The sequence below is a fragment of the Propioniciclava tarda genome, from assembly GCF_900182665.1.
Lineage (GTDB): Bacteria > Actinomycetota > Actinomycetes > Propionibacteriales > Propionibacteriaceae > Propioniciclava > Propioniciclava tarda.
In genome coordinates, this window is the sequence record NZ_FXTL01000003.1 from 128957 (window position 1) to 147915 (window position 18959).

Genomic DNA, 18959 nt, shown 5'->3' on the forward strand with positions numbered 1-18959 from the left:
ATGCGACACGGTCGTTCCCGCGGGCCTCGATCGAAGACCGACATCCACGACGCGGGTCCCGCCGGGCACTTTCGAAAGGAGTGCTTCCATGGCTATGGAAGGACCTGACGTTCGCTTCACAGAGGCGATCATCGACAACGGTAAGTACGGCAAGCATGTCGTCCGGTTCGAGACCGGCCTGCTGGCCCGCCAGGCGTCCGGCTCGGCCGCCGTCTACCTGGACGGCGACACGATGCTGCTGTCCGCCACCACCGCCGCCAAGAACCCGCGCGACGCCATCGACTTCTTCCCGCTGACGGTCGACGTCGAGGAGCGCATGTACGCCGCGGGCCGCATCCCCGGCTCGTTCTTCCGCCGCGAGGGACGCCCCAGCGAGGGCGCCATCCTGGCGTGCCGCCTCACCGACCGCCCGCTGCGTCCGTGCTTCGTCAAGGGCCTGCGCAACGAGGTCCAGGTCGTCATCACGGTGATGGCGCTCAACCCCAACGTCCGCTACGACGTGCTCGCGATCAACGCGGGCTCGGCGTCCACGACCCTCGCCGGACTGCCCTTCTCGGGCCCCGTCGGCGGCGTCCGCGTTGCCCTCATCGCTGATCAGTGGGTCGGCTTCCCGACCGTCGAGCAGAGCCAGGACGCCACCTTCGAGATGGTCGTCGCCGGCCGCGTCCTCGAGGACGGCGACGTCGCGATCATGATGGTCGAGGCCGAGTCCACCGAGTACACGTGGAACCTGGTCAAGTCCGGACGCACCGCCCCGACCGAAGAGGTCGTCGCGGCGGGCCTGGAGGCGTCCAAGGCGTTCATCAAGGCCCTGTGCGACGCGCAGGCCGAGCTGGCGGCGCAGTGCCCCAAGGCGAGCGCCGATCTGCCGATCTTCCGCGACTACGAGCCCGACGTGTACGCGGCCGTCGAGGCGGCGGCGTCCGATCGCCTGAAGGCCGTGATGAGCATTGCCGGCAAGGCGGAGCGCGAGACGGCGACCGAGGAGCTCAAGGCCGCCATCAAGGCCGAGCTGGCGAGCCAGTTCGAGGGCCGCGAGAAGGAGATCTCGGGCGCTTTCTACGCGATCACCAAGAAGGTCGTCCGCCGCAAGGTGCTGACCGAAGAGGTGCGCATCGACGGCCGCGGCGTCCGCGACATCCGGACGCTGTCCGCCGAGGTCGGGGTCATCCCGCGCGTGCACGGCTCGGCGCTGTTCCAGCGCGGCGAGACCCAGATCCTGGGCGTCTCCACGCTGAACATGCTCGACATGGAGCAGAAGCTCGACACGCTGGCGCCCGAGACGACGAAGCGTTACATGCACAACTACAACTTCCCGCCCTACTCGACCGGAGAGACGGGCCGCGTCGGCTCGCCGAAGCGGCGCGAGATCGGCCACGGCGCCCTCGCCGAGCGTGCGCTGGTGCCGGTGCTGCCCGGGCGCGAGGAATTCCCCTACGCCATCCGTCAGGTGTCGGAGGCGCTGGGCTCGAACGGCTCGACGTCCATGGGCTCGGTCTGCGCGTCCACGATGTCGCTGCTGAACGCGGGCGTCCCGCTGAAGGCTCCCGTGGCGGGCATCGCCATGGGCCTCATGTCCGAGGAGATCGACGGCCAGATGCGCTACCTCGCGCTGACCGACATCCTCGGCGCCGAGGACGCCCTGGGCGACATGGACTTCAAGGTCGCCGGCACGCGTGACTTCGTCACCGCGCTGCAGCTGGACACCAAGCTCGACGGCATCCCCGCCGACGTGCTGGCGTCCGCCCTGCTGCAGGCCAAGGAGGCGCGCCTGACGCTGCTCGAGGTCATGAACGAGGCCATCGATGTTCCGGACGAGATGTCGCCGTACGCTCCGCGGATCATCACGGTGCACATCCCGGTCGACAAGATCGGCGAGGTCATCGGCCCGAAGGGCAAGATGATCAACCAGATCCAGGCCGACACGGGCGCCAACATCTCGATCGAGGACGACGGCACGATCTACATCGGCGCCGACAACGGCGAGGCCGCAGAAGCCGCCCGCCAGATCATCAACGGCATCGCCAACCCGACGATGCCCGAGAAGGGCGAGCGCTACCTGGGCACGATCGTCAAGATCATGCCGTTCGGCGCGTTCGTGTCGCTGATGCCCGGCAAGGACGGCCTGCTGCACATCTCGAAGCTGCGGGGGCTCAACAAGGGCAACCGCGTCGAGAACGTCGAGGACGTCGTGAGCGTGGGCCAGAAGGTCCAGGTCGAGATCTCCGAGATCGACGAGAAGGGCAAGCTGTCCCTGATCCCCGTCGAGGACGAGAAGTCGGACGCCGCCGCGGAGGCGCCCTCCGAGGCGTCCGCTGAGGTCGAGTCCGAGGGCCGCTCCGAGGGTCGGACCCGCGTCCGCCAGCGTCGCGAGGACTGAGCTTCGCTCGAGCTGAACGCAACGGCGCCGCCCCGGTTTGGGGCGGCGCCGTTTGCGTTGGTCGGTGGGTGCGGGCTCAGCCGAGCAGCGGCGTCAGGTCGGCGATCGAGTTCAGCACCCGCGAGGGGCGGTACGGGAACGCCTCGATGTCCTCGGGCTTGGTCGAGCCCGTCAGCACCAGCACGGTGTGCAGGCCGGCTTCCATCCCGGCGACGATGTCGGTGCTCATGGTGTCGCCGATCATGCCGGTCGTCTCGGAATGCGCCTGGATGCGGTTCAGGGCCGTCCGGAACATGATCGGGTTGGGCTTGCCGACCACGTAGGGCTTCCGTCCGGTCGCCGCGGTGATCATGGCCGCGAAGGCGCCCGTCGCGGGGACGAGACCGTCGGCGTCCGGACCGGCGACGTCGGGATTGGTGCTGATGAACCGAGCGCCGCCGAGGATCAGCCGGATCGCTCGCGTCGCCTGCTCGAACGACATGCCGCGGGTCTCACCCAGCACCACGAACTCGGGGTCGACGTCGGTCAGGACAAATCCCGCCTCGTGGAGCGCGGTCGTCAGCCCGGCCATGCCGAGCACGTACGCCGTCTTGGCACCGTTCTGGTTGGCCAGGAAGGCTGCGGTGGCCGTGGCGGACGTCCAGATGTGGTCCTCGTCGACGTCGAGGCCGGCGCGGGCCATCCGCGCCGACAGGTCGCGGGGCGTCTGGATCGAGTCGTTGGTGAGCACCAGGAAGCGGCGCCCTGTGTCGCGGAGCCGTTGGATGAACTCGCGAGCTCCGGGCACGGGCACGTCCCCGTGCATGAGGACTCCGTCCTTGTCGCACAGCCAGCACTCGAGATCTTTCGGGTCACGCATGGCTTCAGCCTTTCATGCCCCCATGACGAGCAGGTAAACCGGACGCCGATGGCGTCCGGATCGCCTGCTGCCGAGTTGGGCGGGGGTCAGGGATACCCAGACGGGTCAGGGCTGGCACGCCTGGTCGCTGCGCAACGTGGCGCTGATCAGGTCGTGGTTGGCCGGGGTCAGCCCGTCGCCGCCGTCGGTGGTGCCGGTGAAGAAGAAGCTGTGCGCGCACCCCGCGGGGAGCGTCGCCCACGTGAGCGTGATCGACGAGTCGGCGTTGTAGGTCACGGTCGGGGCGGGCATCTCCACGGCATACTTTTGGTCGCCCTCGAAGCGCCAGAACCAGGACAGGCCGAGCGCGCTCAGGTCCTTGTTGAGGGTGACGTTGGTGCTGGCCGGGCGCAGGGTCACCTTTGCAGTGGTGCGGGCGGCCCGCCACGGGAGGGGTCGTTGTTGCGCGTGGTGAGATTCGGTGCGGGGTCACGGTTGTCTCCCGAGCAGGGGACGGCGCCGGACCGTCCGCCGCCTACGATGACTGCCATGAAGGTCGGTGTCATCGGATCCAAGGGACGCATGGGCGTCGAAGTGTGTAACGCGGTTCGGGCCGCCGACGACCTGGAGTTGGTGGCAGCCGTCGACGCCGGCGACGACTTCGGCCCGCTGCTTGACGCCGACGTCGTGGTGGAGTTCACGGTTCCGGACGCCTCGATGGGCAACATCGCGTGGTGCATCGATCACGGCCTTGATGTCGTGGTGGGCACCACGGGCTTCGACGACGCCAAGCTGGACCAAGTCAGGGCGTGGCTCGACGGCACGTCCTCGCGCGTGCTGATCGCGTCCAACTACAGCATTGGCGCCATCTTGATGATGGAGTTCGCCCGGCAGGCCGCCCCGCATTTCGAGTCCGTGGAGATCATCGAACTGCATCACCCCCACAAGGTGGACGCCCCGTCCGGTACGGCTGCCACGACGGCCCGCAAGATCGCGACCGCGCGGGCGGCGTCCGGTCTCGGTGAGGTCCCGGACGCCACCACGCACGATCCGCACGGGGCGAGGGGCGCCGACATCGACGGGATCCGGGTGCACTCTGTGCGCCAGCGCGGCCTGTTCGCGAACCAGCAGGTGCTGTTCGGCAACCCAGGGGAGGCGCTCACGATCACGTGCAACAGCTTCGACCGGGCGTCCTACATGCCGGGTGTGCTGACGGCGGTCCGGGCGATCAAGGGCCTGTCGGGGCTCACCCTGGGCATCGAGGGTCTGCTCGGTCTCGCCTGAGTGGGGGGCGATTCTGCCTCGATCGCGTTCGACCCGCTTGGATCCCACGCCTGGTCGTCAGGCGACCAGAAGCGCGTCTTGGCTGCGCTTTGCCGCCCAGAAGGGGCCTTTCGCAGGCATGAAGCGCCTGCGGCGTCGGACGTCGTCGCCCCGGCAATGAAGCGCGCTCAGGCCTCAGCCGATCAGCGCTCGTCCATGCCCCACGCGGAGCCGTAGCCAGCGGGCTTCGGCGCAGCGAGCAGGTCCAGGAACGGAGCGGCGTCGAAGGCCTCCGGTCCGAGGACGCCGGCGCCGGACCACACCCCGGACGCGAGCAGCTCGAGCGCCACGACCGGGTTCACGGCCGTCTGCCACACGACGCACTGCGCGCCGTACTCAGCCATCGAGGTCTGGTTGTCGACCACGTGGTAGAGGTACACACGCCGGGGGCGTCCGTCCTTGCCGGTGCCGGTGACGTACAGGCCGGCGCACGTCTTGCCCTCCATGCGGGGGCCGATGGTCGCCGGATCAGGCAGACACGCCGCCACGACGTCGCGGGGCGACACCTCGACGCCCTTGACTTTCACCGGACGCGTCGAGTCGAGCCCGAGCGTGTGCAGCGTCTTGAGCACCCCGATGAACTCGTCGCCCAGGCCGTACTTGAAGGTGACGCGCTTCGCGTCCACCCAGCGCGGCATCAGCAGCACTTCCTCGTGCTCGACGTTCACGCACTCGACCGGACCGATGCCCTCGGGGAAGTCGAAGACCTCGGGCTCGCTGAACGGGGGAGTCGTGTACCAGCCGCGGCCCTTCTCCCAGATCACGGGCGGGTTCAGGCACTCCTCGATCGTGGTCCAGATCGAGAACGACGGCGCGAAGATCTCGTTGCCAACCTCGTCGCGCACGACGAGGTTGGCCCCGTCCCGCGTCCCGAGCTCGTCGATCTCGCTGAAGAGGTGATCGGCCGCGTAGCGGGCGAAGACGTCCGAGAGGCCCGGCTCGACGCCGATGCCGACCAGCGCGAGGCGTCCGGCTTCTTCCCAGTCGGACGCCGCCGCGAACTGCTCGTCGCCCAGCTTCACGCCCGACTGGGCGTGGGGCTCGTCCGGATGGGGCTGCGACAGGCTCATCGCCATGTCGAGGTAGTCGGCCCCGGCGGCCTTCGCTCCGTTGAAGATCGGCATGACGAAGCGGGGGTCCACGGCGTTGAATACGTGCGTAGCCCGGTGTTCGCGGGCGAGCGCGGCGACTGCGTCGGCGGACGAGGCGTCCACCTGCGCCGCCACGAACCGGCTCTCACCCGGACGCCTCGCAGCGACGGCGTCCACCGTGCGTTGCGCGCGACCCAGGTCGTAGTCGGAGACGATCCAGGACTCGAAGAAGTCCCGCTCGGAGGCGATGCGGGCGGCGGCGTCCCCGACGCCACCCGAGCCGATCATGAGGACGCGCACGTCAGACTCCCTTGGCCGCACGGTTTTGGATGAGCTGGCCGGCCACGGTCAACAGCACCGCGATGACGAACATGGAAAAGCCGACCACGTTGGCTTCGGCTGGGATGCCGCGCAAGTAGCTGACGTAGACGAACTTCGGGAACGTCGAGGCGTCGCCGGAGACGAAGTTGGTGATGATGAAGTCGTCGAAGCTCAGCGAGAACGACAACAGGGCCGCCGCGGTGATGCCCGGCAGGGCCAGCGGGAAGGTCACCTTCCAGAACGTGGTGCGGGGGTCGGCGTACAAGTCGGACGCCGCCTCCTCCAGTTTGGGATCCATGCTCAGCAGTCGCGCTTTGACGTTCACCACGACGAAGCTGATGCAGAACATGATGTGGGCGATGAGGATCGTCCAGAAGCCCAGCTCCAGGCCGACGCGGTAGTAGCCCTGGACGAAGATCGTCAGCAGGGACGCCCCCAAGACGATCTCGGGCGTCGCCATCGGCAGGAACACGAGGGTGTTGGTGGCGCCGCGTCCGAAGAAGTTATGCCGGACGAGGGCGAACGCGATCATCGAGCCCAACACGGTGGCCACCAGCGTGGCCAGCGCGCCGATCTGCAGCGAGTTCACCAGCGACTGGCACAGGCCGGGCGGACCGCACGGGTTGAGCCAGTGCTTCAGGGTCGGGCTGCCCTCGGGCACCCAGGCGATGTTCGACTTGCCGTGGTTGTTGAAGCTGAACACGAACGTGTACGCGACCGGCAGGAACAGGTACAGCAGGACCAAGATCGCCGACATCATCACGAAGTTGTCCGCGATCCAGTAGCGAAGCCTTCTCACAGCAGGTTCTCCGTTCCGAACTTGCGCGTGTAGGCGAAGAGCATCACGAGGATGATCGCCATCAGCGTGAACGACAGGGCCGCGGCGGTGGGATAGCCGCCCGGCACCCGGAAGAACTGGCTCTCGATCGCGTTGCCGACCATCTTGGTCGAGATGTCCGAGCCGAGCAGTTCGGCGTTGACGTAGTCGCCGGACGCCGGGATGAACGTCATCAACGTGCCGGCCAGCACGCCGGGCATCGACATCGGCAGCGTGACCTTGTGGAACGTGGTGAAGCCGTTGGCGTACAGGTCGCCGCCCGCCTCGATGATCTTCGGGTCGATGCGCTCCAAGGAGGAGTAGATCGGCAGCGTCATGAACGGCAGGAAGTTGTAGGTCAGGCCGGCCACGACGGCCACCCAGGTCTCGGTGATGTGCCCGCCGGGCAGTAGGTGCAGCGCGTTGAGCGTCGAGGCCACCGGGCCCTCGTCCGCCAGGATCTGCCGCCAGGCGATCGTGCGCAGGATGAACGAGGTGAAGAACGGCGCGATGACCAGGATCATCATCACGTTGCGCCACTTGCCCGCCTTGAAGGCCATCGCGTAGGCGAGGGGGTAGCCGATGATGAACGCCAGGATCGTCGCGACGCCGGCGAACACGAACGACCGGATGATGTGCGGCCAGAACTCGCTCAGGGCGTCGCGGTAGTTCCAGACGGCCAGGTCGAGGTAGTAGTAGCCCGGGTAGCCCGGGAACTTGCTCTCCAACGACACGACCGCCAGCTGCACCATCGGCACGATGAAGAACAGCACCAGCCACGCCAGGCCGGGGATCAGCAGCAGGTAGGGCGTGATCTTCCGAGCGCCGACAGCCCGGGCCTCGTCGGGCTGGTCTGCGGCCGGATGTGAGCCCGTGGCGTGCTGGGTCGCGGACGCCAGCGCGGTCACTTCTGCTCCTCCGGGGCGACGGCGAAGGCGTGGCTAGCGTTCCAGCGCAGCCAGACCTCGTCGCCCACGTGCGTGACGATCGGGTCGACGTCCAGGTTCTGCTCGAACACGGACGCCGGCGGGAAGCCGGGCACCTCGACGATGTACTGCGTCGAGACGCCCGTGAACGACACGTCGGTGACGCGTCCGGGGCCGACCAGGCACTCGTTGGGCCTGAGGTCCGTGGGCTCCGTCTCGTCGAGCCGCAGCTTCTCAGGCCGGACGCCGTAGCTGACCGTCCCCGAGGTCACGGTGGAGCGGGACTTCTTCACCCCGAAGCGCTGACCCGCGTTCTCGACGATCAGGTAGTCGCCGTCGGTCCCGACGATCGGGGCGTCGAACAGGTTCGCCTGGCCGAGGAAGCGGGCGACGAAGCGGGTGCGGGGGAGGTCGTACAGTTCCGCCGGCGCGCCCTGCTGCTCAATGCGGCCATGGTTCATGACGGCCACGGTGTCGGCCATGGTCATGGCTTCTTCTTGGTCGTGCGTGACGTGGATGAACGTCAGGCCGACCGAGGTCTGGATGCGCTTCAGCTCGACCTGCATCTCGCGGCGGAGCTTGAGGTCGAGCGCGCCCAGCGGCTCGTCCAGCAGCAACACCTCGGGACGGTTGACCAGCGCGCGGGCCACGGCGACGCGCTGCTGCTGGCCGCCGGACATCTGCGGGGGCTTGCGTCCGGCGAGGTGCGACATCTGCACCAGGGCGAGCGCCTCGTCCGCCTTGGCCATCGCGCCCGACTCGCCGCGCCGCTTCGGGCCGAACGCGACGTTCTCGCGCACCGTCAGGTGCGGGAACAGGGCGTAGCTCTGGAACACGGTGTTCACCGGACGCTGGTACGGACGCGAGCCCGTGAGGTCGACGTCGCCGATCATGACGCGGCCTGAGGTGGGCTGCTCGAGGCCGGCGATCATGCGCAGGTTCGTGGTCTTGCCGCAGCCGGAGGGGCCGAGCAGGGCGAAAAACGAGCCGCGCGGCACCGTGAGGCTGAGATCGTCGACGGCCACGAAGTCGCCGAACCTCTTCGTCACGCGGTCGAGGTGCAGGTCACCCTTCGCCGTCCGAAGCTCACCCATCGAGGAGGAGGAGAAGAAGCCGGCCATCAGTTGCCCATCACTTTCGCCCAGCGTCCGGAGAAGTCCGCGTCCTCTTCAGGGGTCAGCGCGCGGAAGGACTGCACCTTGTGTTCGGTCAAGAAGGATTCGCTGGGGAAGATCAACGGATCCTTGGCCAGCTCGGCGTCCGTCTTGGCCAGTTCATCCTGAGCGCCGATCACCGGACAGATGTAGTTCACGTAGGCGGCGACGAGGGCGGCAACGTCCGGCTGGTAGTAGTAGTCCATCAGCTTCATCGCGTTGGCCTGGTGGGTCGACGTGATCGGGATCATCAGGTTGTCGGTCCACAGCGTCGCGCCCGAGTCGGGCAGCACGAACTCCCAGTTCTCGTCGCCCGTGTCGGCCTTGAGCATCGACACATCGCCCGACCAGCAGATGCAAGCGATCGCGTTGCCCGACTTCAGGTCCTCGATGTAGGAGTTGCCCTTGATGCGCCGGATGTTGCCGTCGCTCACGCGCTTGCTGACCTCGTCCAGCCCCTTTTGGAACTGGTCGGCGGTGAACTTGCTGGTGATGTCAACGCCCTGGCTCTGCATGATGACGCCCACGGTGTCGCGGAACTCGCTCAGGACGGTCACCTTGCCCTTGAGGTCCGGCGCCCACAGGTCGGCGATGCTCTTCAGCTCGCGTCCGACCTTGGCCTTGTTGTAGCCGATGCCGCCGTAGCCGCCCTGCCAGGGCAGCGAGAAGCGGCGTCCGGGATCGAACGACACCTCGCGCAGCGACGGAATGAGGTTCGGGGCGTGCGGCATCTGGATCAGATCCAGCGGCTGGGCGAGGTTCTGCTGCAGGACGCGGTTCGCCATCCAGTCCGTGAAGACGAAGATGTCCTTGTCGATGCTCTGGCCCTGCCGCAGCTGCGGCGCGATCTTGTTGAAGTACGAGTCGTTGTCGTCGATCGCCTCGTCGTAGCTGACCTTGATCCCGGTGGCTTTGGTGAAGGCGTCCAGGCTCGGGTGGTTCTTGTTGTCGTCCACGTCGAGGTACAGGGTCCAGTTGGCCCAGTTGACGATCTTCTCGCTCGCGGAGACGTCCTTGGGGTACTTGATCTCGGTCTTGTTGGCGGCCGGTGGCGGCGGCGGGGCGCAGGCGCTGAGCGCGGCCAACGCCGCGGCGGAGCCGCCCAGGCCCAGCATCCGGCGCCGGCTGAAGCCGGATTGGGCCAGCTGGATCAGGGCGCGGACGGCCGGATCCGCGGGCGGTGGGACGTGCTTGGTCATCTTGCTCCTCTGCGTCAGGACTCGATGTTGGCCATCACATGCTTGATGCGCGTGTAGTCCTCGAAGCCGTACATGGACAGGTCCTTGCCGTAGCCGGACTTCTTGTAGCCGCCGTGGGGCATCTCGGCCACCAGCGGGATGTGGGTGTTGATCCAGACGCAGCCGAAGTCGAGCTTCTTGGAAGCCCGCATGGCGCGTCCGAAGTCTTTGGTCCAGACGCTGGACGCCAGCGCGTAGTCGACGCCGTTGGCCAGCGCCAGCGCCTCGTTCTCGTCGCTGAAGCGCTGGACGGTGATGACTGGCCCGAAGATCTCGCTCTGGATCAGCTCGTCGTCCTGGCGCAGGCCCGCGATGACGGTGGGCTCCAGGAAGTAGCCCTTGCCCAGCGCAGCGATGCGGTTGCCGCCCGCGACGACGGACGCGTGCTTCGGCGTCCGATCGATGAAGCCGGAGACGCGCGCGAGCTGCGCGGCGTTGTTGACCGGGCCAAACAGGGCATCCTCGTCGTCCGGCAGGCCGACCTTGGCCGAGTTCTTGGCGTACTCGGCGAGCGCCGCGACGAAATCGTCGTAGGCGGCGTCCTGGACGAGGACGCGGGTCGCGGCGGTGCAGTCCTGGCCGGCGTTGAAGTAGCCCGCGATGGCGATGCCCTCGACGGCGGCGTCCAGGTCGGCGTCCGCGAAGACGATGACGGGCGCCTTGCCGCCGAGCTCCAGGTGGACGCGCTTCACACCGGACGCCGCGCCGCGCGCAACCTCCATGCCCGCGCGGACGCTTCCGGTGATCGACACCATGGCCGGCGTCGGGTCGGCGACCATCGCCTCGCCGGTCGTCCGGTCGCCGGTGATGACGTTGAAGACGCCCGCCGGCAGGAACTCCGACGCCACCTCGGCGAGCAGCAGGGTGGTCTCGGGCGTGGTGTCGGACGGCTTGAGCACGACCGTGTTGCCGGCCGCGATCGCGGGGGCGAACTTCCAGGTGGCCATCAACAGCGGGTAGTTCCAGGGCGTGACCTGGCCGCAGACGCCCACGGGCTCGCGGCGGATCCAGGACGTGTGGCCCTTCATGTACTCGGCCGAGCCGCGGCCCTCCAGGACGCGCGCGGCGCCAGCGAAGAAGCGGATCTGGTCGACCATGGGCGGAAGTTCCTCGGACGCCGTCAGCCCCCACGGCTTGCCGGTGTTCTCCGCCTCGAGCTTCACGAACTCGTCGGCCCGGGCCTCGACGGCGTCCGCGATCTGCAACAGGGCGTGCTGGCGCTCGGACGGGGTCGTCTCGCGCCACTCCTCGAAGGCCTTCGCGGCGACCGCGTAGGCGTCCGCGACGTCGGCCGCGGACGAGATGGGCGACGTGGCGACAGTCTCGCCGGTCACGGGGGAGACGACGTCGATCGTCTCGCTGCCGCTGGCTCGGCGGTGCTCGCCGCCGACGAAGTTGGACAGGACCCGAACGCTGCTCATGGGGCGCACCTTCCGTCGAGGAGAGGCTGGAACGCGACGTCAGCGGTCCGGCCGTTTGGGGGAGCCTAGGGGGCCAGGTTGCGGATTGGCTAGGCTCAAATCTTGACTACCTTCGGAATCCGTTGTTGCAGATCGATAACGCGACGGTTTCCGTCGGTTCTCCCTTGCTTCCGTGACGCTTCCGGGCAAGGATGCTGAGCCATGGACACCCAGGGCACAGCGGACGCGCGGCAGTCGCGCGGCGCCAACGGCGTCCTCGATGACCTCAGCAAGCGGATCATCGAGCAGTTGCAGGTCGACGGCCGCCGCAGCTACGCGTCCATCGCCAAGGACGTCGGCCTTTCGGAGGCCGCCGTGCGCCAGCGCGTGCAGCGGCTGGTGGAGACGGGGGCCATGCAGATCGTGGCCGTCACCGACCCGCTCCAGGTGGGCTTTCAGCGGCAGGCCATGATCGGCGTCCAGTGTTCGGCGGACCCGGTCGTCCTGGCCGACCAGATCGCCCAGATCGAGGCGGTCGACTACGTCGTCGTCACGGCCGGACGCTTCGACCTGCTGGTCGAGGTGGTCTGCGCCGACGACGCGGAGCTGCTCGACCTGGTCAGCCACCGCATCCGTTCGCTGCCGGAGGTCGAACGCAGCGAAATCTTCGTCTATTTGAAACTCGTCAAACAGCACTATGACTGGGGAACACGATGACTGAAACCGACGCACTCGGTACCACGGCGTCCGGGCAGTCGTACGCGGATGCCGCGCGCGACCACCTGTGGATGCACTTCACCCGCCACTCGGTCCTCGAGCCGGTGGCGTCCGGGGGGCTCGGCGCCAAGGTGCCGATCATCGTGAAGGGCAAGGGCCACCTCATCTACGACGACGCCGGCCGCGAGTACATCGACGGCCTGGCTGGGCTGTTCGTCGTGCAGGTCGGCCATGGCCGCGAGGAACTGGCCGAGGCCGCCGCCAGGCAGGCGCGCGAGCTCGCCTTCTTCCCGCTGTGGAGCTACGCGCACCCGCGCGCCATCGAGCTGGCCGACCGCTTGGCGGCCAACGCGCCCGGCGACCTCAACCGCGTCTTCTTCACCACGGGCGGCGGCGAGGCTGTCGAGTCGGCCTGGAAGCTGGCGAAGCAGTACCACAAGCTGACGGGCAATCCCGGCAAGTACAAGGTCATCTCCCGCTCGATCGCCTACCACGGGACGCCGCAGGGCGCATTGTCCATCACGGGCATCCCGGGCGCTCGGACGCCGTTCGAGCCGCTCGTCCCGGGCGCGTTCAAGGTGCCGAACACCAACATCTACCGCGGTCCGGAGCACCTGCGCGACGACGAGGAGGCCTTCGGCCGCTGGGCCGCCGACCGCATCGCCGAGGCGATCGAGTTCGAGGGCCCCGAGAGCGTGGCCGCGGTCTTCCTGGAGCCGGTGCAGAACTCGGGCGGCTGCTTCCCGCCGCCGAAGGGCTACTTCCAGCGCGTCCGGGAGATCTGCGACGAGTACAACGTGCTGCTGGTCTCCGACGAGGTCATCTGCAGCTTTGGACGCATCGGCTCGATGTTCGCCTGCGACGACTTCGACTACGTCCCCGACATCATCACCTGCGCCAAGGGCATGACCTCGGGCTACAGCCCGATCGGCGCGATGATCGCCTCGGATCGCCTGTTCGAGCCGTTCAAACACGGCACGACCTACTTCCCGCACGGCTACACGTTCGGCGGGCACCCGGTGTCGGCCGCCGTCGCGATGGCCAACCTCGACATCTTCGAGCGCGAGGGCCTCAACGACCACGTGAAGCAGAACGCGCCGGCGTTCCGGGCGTCCCTCGAGACGCTGCTGGATCTGCCGATCGTGGGCGACGTCCGCGGCGCGGGCTACTTCTACGGCATCGAACTGGTCAAGGACAAGGCGACCCGCGAGACGTTCAACGACGCCGAGTCCGAGCGCCTGCTGCGCGGCTTCCTGAGCAAGGCGCTGTTCGACGCCGGCCTCTACTGCCGCGCCGATGACCGTGGTGACCCCGTCATCCAGCTCTCGCCGCCGCTGACGATCGGTCCGGCCGAGTTCGCCGACATCACCTCGCGTCTGCGTTCGGTGCTCACCGAGGCCCAGAAACTGCTGTGATGTCGGGCATGGACATCGCCGAGCTCCTGGGACGGGTCGAGAAGCGGCTGCTGATCGGGGGTGAGTGGCGGGACGCCTCGGACGGCGGCACGTTCGACGTCGAGAACCCGGCCACCGGCCAAAGGATCGCCACGCTGGCGTCCGCGACGGCGTCCGATGCCAAAGACGCCCTGAACGCGGCCTGTGCTGTGCAGGACGACTGGGCGCGGACGCCGACGCGCAAGCGCTCGGACATGCTGCGGGCGGGCTTCGAGCTGGTGCGCGCGCACGGCGAGGAACTCGCGTGGATCATGACCACCGAGATGGGTAAGCCGCTGGCCGAGGCCCGGGGCGAGGTCACCTACGGCAACGAGTTCCTGCGCTGGTTCAGCGAGGAGGCGCCGCGGCATGACGGGCGCTACGTGGATACGCCCGAAGGCAACCTGCGGATGGTCGTCCGGCACAAGCCGGTGGGTCCGTGCCTGCTGATCACGCCGTGGAACTTCCCGCTCGCGATGGCGACCCGCAAGATCGCTCCGGCGCTCGCGGCTGGCTGCACGATGGTCGTCAAGGCCGCCAAGCTCACGCCGCTGACGACGCAGTACTTTGCGCAGCTGATGATCGAGGCGGGGGTGCCGGCGGGCGTCCTCAACGTGCTGCCCGGCTCGGACGCCGCTGCGATCAGTTCGACGCTGATGGCCGACCCGCGGCTGCGCAAGGTGTCGTTCACGGGATCGACTCCGGTGGGCAAGTCGCTGCTGAAACTGGCCGCTGACAACGTCCTTCGTACGTCCATGGAGTTGGGCGGCAACGCCCCGTTCCTGGTCTTCGCGGACGCCGACCTGGACGCCGCCGTCGAGGGCGCCATCGCCGCCAAGATGCGCAACATCGGCGAGGCCTGCACCGCCGCCAACCGCTTCCTGGTCGAGGAGAGCGTGGCCCAGGAGTTCGGCTCGAAGCTCGCGGCCCGCCTCGGCGCGCTGGCCGTCGGGGACGGTACCGCCGACGGCACCCAGGTCGGACCCCTCGTCGAGGGCAAGGCACGCGACAACGTCGACCGACTCGTCCAGGACGCGACCGCGCGCGGAGGCCGGGCTCTGGCGGGCGGGCGTCCGGTGGACGGCCCCGGCTACTTCTACGAGCCCACCGTGCTGCTGGGCATGGGCACGGACGCCGGAGTCTTCCGCGAGGAGATCTTCGGCCCGGTGGCGCCGATCTTCACCTTCCGCGACGAGGACGAGGCCGTGGCGATGGCCAACGACACCGAGTACGGGCTGGCGTCCTATGTCTACACGTCCGACCTGAAGCGGGCGCACCGCATCGGTGACCGCCTCGAGTTCGGCCTGCTGGGCCTCAACGCGGGCGTCATCTCTAACGCGGCCGCGCCGTTCGGCGGGGTCAAGCAGTCCGGTCTCGGACGCGAGGGCGGAGCTGAAGGCATCGCTGAGTACACGACCATCCAGTACATGGGGATGGCCAACCCTTGGGCCTAGCCGCCCAATCCCGACTTGTGCATGGTTGTCCAGGCAGAAGTCGGGAATGAGATCGCCTGCAAGGAGAATCATGAGCATCACCTATCGGCTGCCGCAGGTCCGCAACCTGGTGACGGCCTTCCCCGGACCCAAGTCGGCCGAGTTGGCGACCCGCCGCAAGGCCGCGATCGCCGCGGGTGTCGCGTCCTCGCTGCCGGTGTACGCAGCGGACGCCGACGGCGGCGTGATCCTCGACGTCGACGGCAACTCGCTCGTCGACCTCGGGTCCGGCATCGCGGTGACGACCGTGGGGGCGTCCAACCCGGGCGTCGTCGCGGCGGTTCAGGAGGCGGTGACCCACTTCACCCACACCTGCTTCATGATCGCCCCCTACGAGGGCTACGTCGCGGTCGCGGAGAAGCTGATCGAGCACACGCCGGGCGATCACGCCAAGAAGGTGGCCCTGTTCAACTCCGGCGCCGAGGCGGTCGAGAACGCCGTCAAGATCGCGCGCATCGCCACCAAGCGGCAGGCGATCGTCGTCTTCGATCACGCCTACCACGGACGCACCAACCTCACGATGGCCATGACCGCCAAGGTCATGCCCTACAAGCAGGGCTTCGGACCGTTCGCGGGCGAGGTCTACCGGGTTCCGATGTCGTACCCGTACCGCGACCCCGAGGGCCTGACCGGCGCCGAGGCCGCTGCCCGGGCTCTGCTGCTCGTCGAGAAGCAGGTCGGAGCCGAGAACGTGGCTGCGGTGGTCATCGAGCCGATCCTGGGCGAGGGCGGTTTCGTGGTGCCGGCCGAGGGCTTCCTGCCGGCGCTGTCGGCCTGGTGCACCGCGAACGGGGCGGTGTTCATCGCGGACGAGATCCAGTCGGGCTTCGCCCGGACCGGCGCCTGGTTCGCCTGTGATCACGAGGGCGTCGTGCCCGACCTGATGACGGTCGCTAAGGGCCTCGCCGGCGGCATGCCGCTGTCGGGCGTCGTCGGACGCGCCGAGTTGATGGACGCCTCGCACGCGTCCGGCCTGGGCGGCACCTACGGCGGCAACCCGGTGGCCTGTGCGGCGTCCGTGGCGGCGTTCGAGGCCGTCGAGGAGCTGAGGCTGTTGGAGCGGGCCCGGCACATCGAGGGGCTCATCCGTCAGGAACTGGGCGACCTCGTCGGCGCCGGCGTCGTCGGCGAGCTGCGCGGACGCGGCGCCATGATGGCGCTGGAGTTCGTCAAGCCCGGCACGTCCGAGCCGAATCCGGACGCCGCGAAGGCCGTCGCCGGAGCGTGCCTCGCCGAGGGCGTCCTGATCCTGACGTGCGGCACGTTTGGCAACATCGTCCGGCTCCTGCCGCCGCTGGTGATCGGAGACGACCTGCTGACCGACGCCCTCGGCGTCCTGAAGAAGGAGATCCTGGCCGCGGGCTAGCCCTGATCACGGATCCGTAGGCTGAGCCTGTCGAAGCCCCGAGCCGTTCGGCGTCGACACGGGTCAGCCAGCACGATTCGTCCTTCCTAACTCAGGGCGGTCACGAGTCGGACGAGCTTGAGGCTGGGGGCGTCGTCGTCGAGGGCCCACTGGGTGTGGGCGCCGTCGGCGATCCAGCCTGACTCGGTGACGAAGGCCCGCAGCGGGTCGTTTTTGGACGGAATCCACCAGGAAGCGCGCCGGAAGCCGTCGGTGCGCAGGGTGTCTGCCACGGCGTTCAGCAACCGCGAGCCGTGACCCTGGCGCTGGGCCTGGGGGTCGATCGTGAACTCGGCGACCTGACCGTCTTCGGACGCCACCGCGTCCGGGTCGCCGGACGGGCCGACGGCCGCGAAGCCGACGATCCGCTCGTCGCCGACGGCGACCAGCACCCGGTGCTGCGCCAGGGGCGGCTTGACGATGGCCGCGATCCAGGCGTCCGTCATCTCGGCCAGCGTGATCGAACGCTGCAACGACGTCGCGACGCCCGGCAGCGTCTGCTCCCAGGCTCGGCGCTGGATGGCTGCGATGGCCGCCGCCTCGCCGGGCAGGGCCAGCCGAACGGAATCGGCGATCATGAGAGTCCTCCCGGTTGTCGAGCGAGTACGTGGAGGCGCTGTTCGGTGTCAGCCCCGCCACGCAGGTACCACTCGGTCAGTTCCAGCCCCGCCGAGCGCACCGCCGCGCGGACGGCGTCCGGCTCGTGGTTGACGAACACGAGGTCCACGGAATGTCCGAACCAGTCGTCGACGTGCCGGACGCCTCGGCCGGTCGGCAGCGACAGGCTCAGCCAGCCGCCCGGACGCAGCCGCGCCGCGAGACTGGCGACGGCGTCCGGCAGCTCAGTCGCCGCGAGATGGACGAGCGCGTCATGAGCGACGATGACGGCCCAGCCACCGTCGGGCTTGGGCAGGTGTCGCAGGTCGGCGACTTCGAAGCGGACGCCAGGGTGCTCGGCCCGGGCCCGCTCGACCATCGCGGGGGATAGGTCGAACCCGATGATCTTGGCCCCCAGCGACTTGAGCTGGCTGGTCTCGCGGCCCACCCCGCAGCCGACGTCGGCCATGGGTCCGCCCTCGGCCAGCCCGACCAGGCGACCCAGCAGCCAGTCGCCGAAAGCGTCGTCATGCACCGAGTAGTCGCCCGCAACCTCGGCGTAGGCGGCCAACACCTTGGCGTCGCGCGCGTCCGGCCCATCCACGAGGACGTCGACGGCTGGCTCCGCGCCGACCGGCAGGTCGACCGGACCCAGCAGGTGGATCCATCGCGGGTCGTGCTGGCCGGGCAGCCGAGGAAGCTCGCGCACCAGCGGCGGATCAGCCACGGCCATCGCGGCCAGGCACGACTCGACCTCGCCGCGATCCGCGAACGGGTGCAGCCGCTCGGTGCGCGTCTTCAGCTCGCCGCCCGACTGCGCGCCGCGAAGCAGGAGCACGGTCAGGAGGGACCGCTCGGGTCCGTCGATGCCCATCGTCTCGCTCAGTCGTTGGGCGTACTTGACGGTGCGTCCGCCGTGTTCACGGACCAGCCGGATCAGCCGCCGCTCCTGCAGGCGCAGGCACACGGCGCTCAGCTCAGCCTCGTCGTAGGCCGTCACGGGCTCGCGGCTGCTGGTCTGGTTGCAGCCCGACCGCAGGCCGTTCAGCGACAGGGGATAGGTCGCCGGGACGGTGATCTCCTTCTCGAGCAGCGTGCCGAGGACGCGCTGTTCGGCGGCGTCGAGGGTGGGCAGGTCAGGCATGAGGCCTGATGCTACCCGGGGATCAGGCGGGCATCCCGAGGGCGAACGACCTGCCCGCGGTGGCCGGGTCCTCGATGCAGTCCAGGATGAAGGACGCCACGTCCGCGCGCGCGACGCGCGACTGCAGCGGTCCTGGCGTTTCCAGCGCGAGGGCGCGTCCGGTCGCGGGCCCGTCGGTCAGCCCGCCGGGGCGGACCAGCGTCCAGTCGAACCCGGATGCCTGCACCAGCTTCTCCTGCCCGGTGTGGTCGGCGAGCGCCTTGCCCAGCAGCAGTTTGATGACCGGACGCGAGAGGGCGGGCAGGAACACCTCGGAGCCGTCCGCGCCGATGGACGAGTGCACCACGATCCTGCCGACCGAGCCCCGTTCGAGGGCGGCCAGGACGCCCCGCGTCGCGTCCGTTCGGGCGGTGGGGGAGCCCTTGGTGCCACCGAACGCGAGCACGACCGCGTCCGCGCCCTCGCCTACGGCGCGCCGGACGACGGACGCGTCGCCGGCGTCCCCCGTGATGTTCTCGGCTCCACCGAAGGCCGTCCCGCGGCGGGACACCGCGACCAGCTCGTGCCCGCGCGCCAGCCCCTGCTCGACCAACAACGCGCCCGTGCCACCGCTGGCGCCCATTACGATGATTCGCATGGGGTCATCCTGCCTGCCTTTGAGGCTGGTGGCGATCGCCCCTGA

Annotated in this window: 16 protein-coding genes and 1 pseudogene; 6 read left to right on the plus strand and 11 right to left on the minus strand. The window is 68.7% G+C overall.

What is annotated here, in order from left to right; genetic code table 11:
* Nucleotides 1–94: 94 nt before the first annotated feature.
* Nucleotides 95–2275 (plus strand): annotated as a pseudogene (locus tag FN821_RS04325) (polyribonucleotide nucleotidyltransferase); the annotation flags it as partial.
* Nucleotides 2276–2456: 181 nt separating this feature from the next.
* Here FN821_RS04325 and FN821_RS04330 read toward each other — a convergent pair.
* A complete protein-coding gene (locus FN821_RS04330; RefSeq protein ID WP_131171283.1) occupies nucleotides 2457–3239 on the minus strand; it encodes an HAD-IIA family hydrolase in 783 nt (260 codons plus the stop codon).
* 105 nt (nucleotides 3240–3344) lie between these two features.
* Complete coding sequence (locus FN821_RS04335) at nucleotides 3345–3638, minus strand: hypothetical protein (protein ID WP_131171282.1); 294 nt, start codon at nucleotides 3636–3638, stop codon at nucleotides 3345–3347.
* 129 nt (nucleotides 3639–3767) lie between these two features.
* Between FN821_RS04335 and dapB the strand changes: the two genes are divergently transcribed.
* Nucleotides 3768–4502 carry a 4-hydroxy-tetrahydrodipicolinate reductase gene (dapB, locus tag FN821_RS04340; protein WP_131171281.1) on the plus strand — a complete coding sequence of 245 codons (735 nt, stop codon included), beginning with the start codon at nucleotides 3768–3770 and terminating at the stop codon, nucleotides 4500–4502.
* A 182-nt stretch (nucleotides 4503–4684) separates the two neighbouring features.
* On the opposite strand, the gene FN821_RS04345 is transcribed toward dapB, so the two are convergent.
* From FN821_RS04345 to FN821_RS04370, 6 genes are read right to left on the minus strand one after another with little or no spacing between them, the layout of a single operon-like run.
* Nucleotides 4685–5932 carry a saccharopine dehydrogenase family protein gene (locus FN821_RS04345; protein WP_131171280.1) on the minus strand — a complete coding sequence of 416 codons (1248 nt, stop codon included), beginning with the start codon at nucleotides 5930–5932 and terminating at the stop codon, nucleotides 4685–4687.
* A gap of 1 nt (nucleotide 5933) precedes the next feature.
* On the minus strand, nucleotides 5934–6752 hold the full coding sequence (locus FN821_RS04350; protein ID WP_221929109.1) for an ABC transporter permease: 819 nt from the start codon (nucleotides 6750–6752) through the stop codon (nucleotides 5934–5936).
* The gene (locus FN821_RS04355; protein WP_241660087.1) at nucleotides 6749–7678 is read right to left on the minus strand and encodes an ABC transporter permease; all 930 of its coding nucleotides are present in this window, start codon (nucleotides 7676–7678) and stop codon (nucleotides 6749–6751) included. The genes FN821_RS04350 and FN821_RS04355 overlap by 4 nt, the downstream gene beginning before the upstream one ends.
* Nucleotides 7675–8817 carry an ABC transporter ATP-binding protein gene (locus FN821_RS04360; RefSeq protein WP_241660086.1) on the minus strand — a complete coding sequence of 381 codons (1143 nt, stop codon included), beginning with the start codon at nucleotides 8815–8817 and terminating at the stop codon, nucleotides 7675–7677. Before FN821_RS04360 ends, FN821_RS04355 begins: the two co-directional genes overlap by 4 nt.
* Nucleotides 8817–10049, minus strand: coding sequence for a polyamine ABC transporter substrate-binding protein (locus FN821_RS04365; protein ID WP_131171279.1), 1233 nt, complete (start codon nucleotides 10047–10049; stop codon nucleotides 8817–8819). Before FN821_RS04365 ends, FN821_RS04360 begins: the two co-directional genes overlap by 1 nt.
* A gap of 14 nt (nucleotides 10050–10063) precedes the next feature.
* Nucleotides 10064–11509, minus strand: a complete 1446-nt coding sequence (locus FN821_RS04370) for a gamma-aminobutyraldehyde dehydrogenase (RefSeq protein WP_131171278.1) — start codon at nucleotides 11507–11509, stop codon at nucleotides 10064–10066.
* 201 nt (nucleotides 11510–11710) lie between these two features.
* Between FN821_RS04370 and FN821_RS04375 the strand changes: the two genes are divergently transcribed.
* The 4 genes from FN821_RS04375 (at nucleotide 11711) to gabT (ending at nucleotide 16497) form a co-directional block, all read left to right on the plus strand.
* Nucleotides 11711–12205, plus strand: a complete 495-nt coding sequence (locus tag FN821_RS04375; protein ID WP_131171277.1) for an Lrp/AsnC family transcriptional regulator — start codon at nucleotides 11711–11713, stop codon at nucleotides 12203–12205.
* The gene (locus FN821_RS04380; RefSeq protein ID WP_131171276.1) at nucleotides 12202–13620 is read left to right on the plus strand and encodes an aspartate aminotransferase family protein; all 1419 of its coding nucleotides are present in this window, start codon (nucleotides 12202–12204) and stop codon (nucleotides 13618–13620) included. Before FN821_RS04375 ends, FN821_RS04380 begins: the two co-directional genes overlap by 4 nt.
* Nucleotides 13620–15092 carry an NAD-dependent succinate-semialdehyde dehydrogenase gene (locus FN821_RS04385; RefSeq protein WP_131171275.1) on the plus strand — a complete coding sequence of 491 codons (1473 nt, stop codon included), beginning with the start codon at nucleotides 13620–13622 and terminating at the stop codon, nucleotides 15090–15092. The genes FN821_RS04380 and FN821_RS04385 overlap by 1 nt, the downstream gene beginning before the upstream one ends.
* Before the next feature lie 70 nt (nucleotides 15093–15162).
* A complete protein-coding gene (gabT, locus tag FN821_RS04390; RefSeq protein WP_206661985.1) occupies nucleotides 15163–16497 on the plus strand; it encodes a 4-aminobutyrate--2-oxoglutarate transaminase in 1335 nt (444 codons plus the stop codon).
* An 86-nt stretch (nucleotides 16498–16583) separates the two neighbouring features.
* On the opposite strand, the gene FN821_RS04395 is transcribed toward gabT, so the two are convergent.
* Genes FN821_RS04395 through FN821_RS04405 form a run of 3 tightly spaced genes read right to left on the minus strand, consistent with a single transcriptional unit; the run spans nucleotide 16584 to nucleotide 18914 of the window.
* Nucleotides 16584–17114 (minus strand): GNAT family N-acetyltransferase, encoded by a 531-nt coding sequence (locus FN821_RS04395; RefSeq protein ID WP_131171274.1) that lies wholly within the window; start codon nucleotides 17112–17114, stop codon nucleotides 16584–16586.
* A complete protein-coding gene (locus FN821_RS04400; RefSeq protein ID WP_131171273.1) occupies nucleotides 17111–18277 on the minus strand; it encodes a DUF480 domain-containing protein in 1167 nt (388 codons plus the stop codon). The genes FN821_RS04395 and FN821_RS04400 overlap by 4 nt, the downstream gene beginning before the upstream one ends.
* A gap of 22 nt (nucleotides 18278–18299) precedes the next feature.
* Entirely contained in the window at nucleotides 18300–18914 is a 615-nt protein-coding gene (locus FN821_RS04405) for an NAD(P)-dependent oxidoreductase (protein WP_131171272.1), read from the minus strand.
* Nucleotides 18915–18959: the final 45 nt, after the last annotated feature.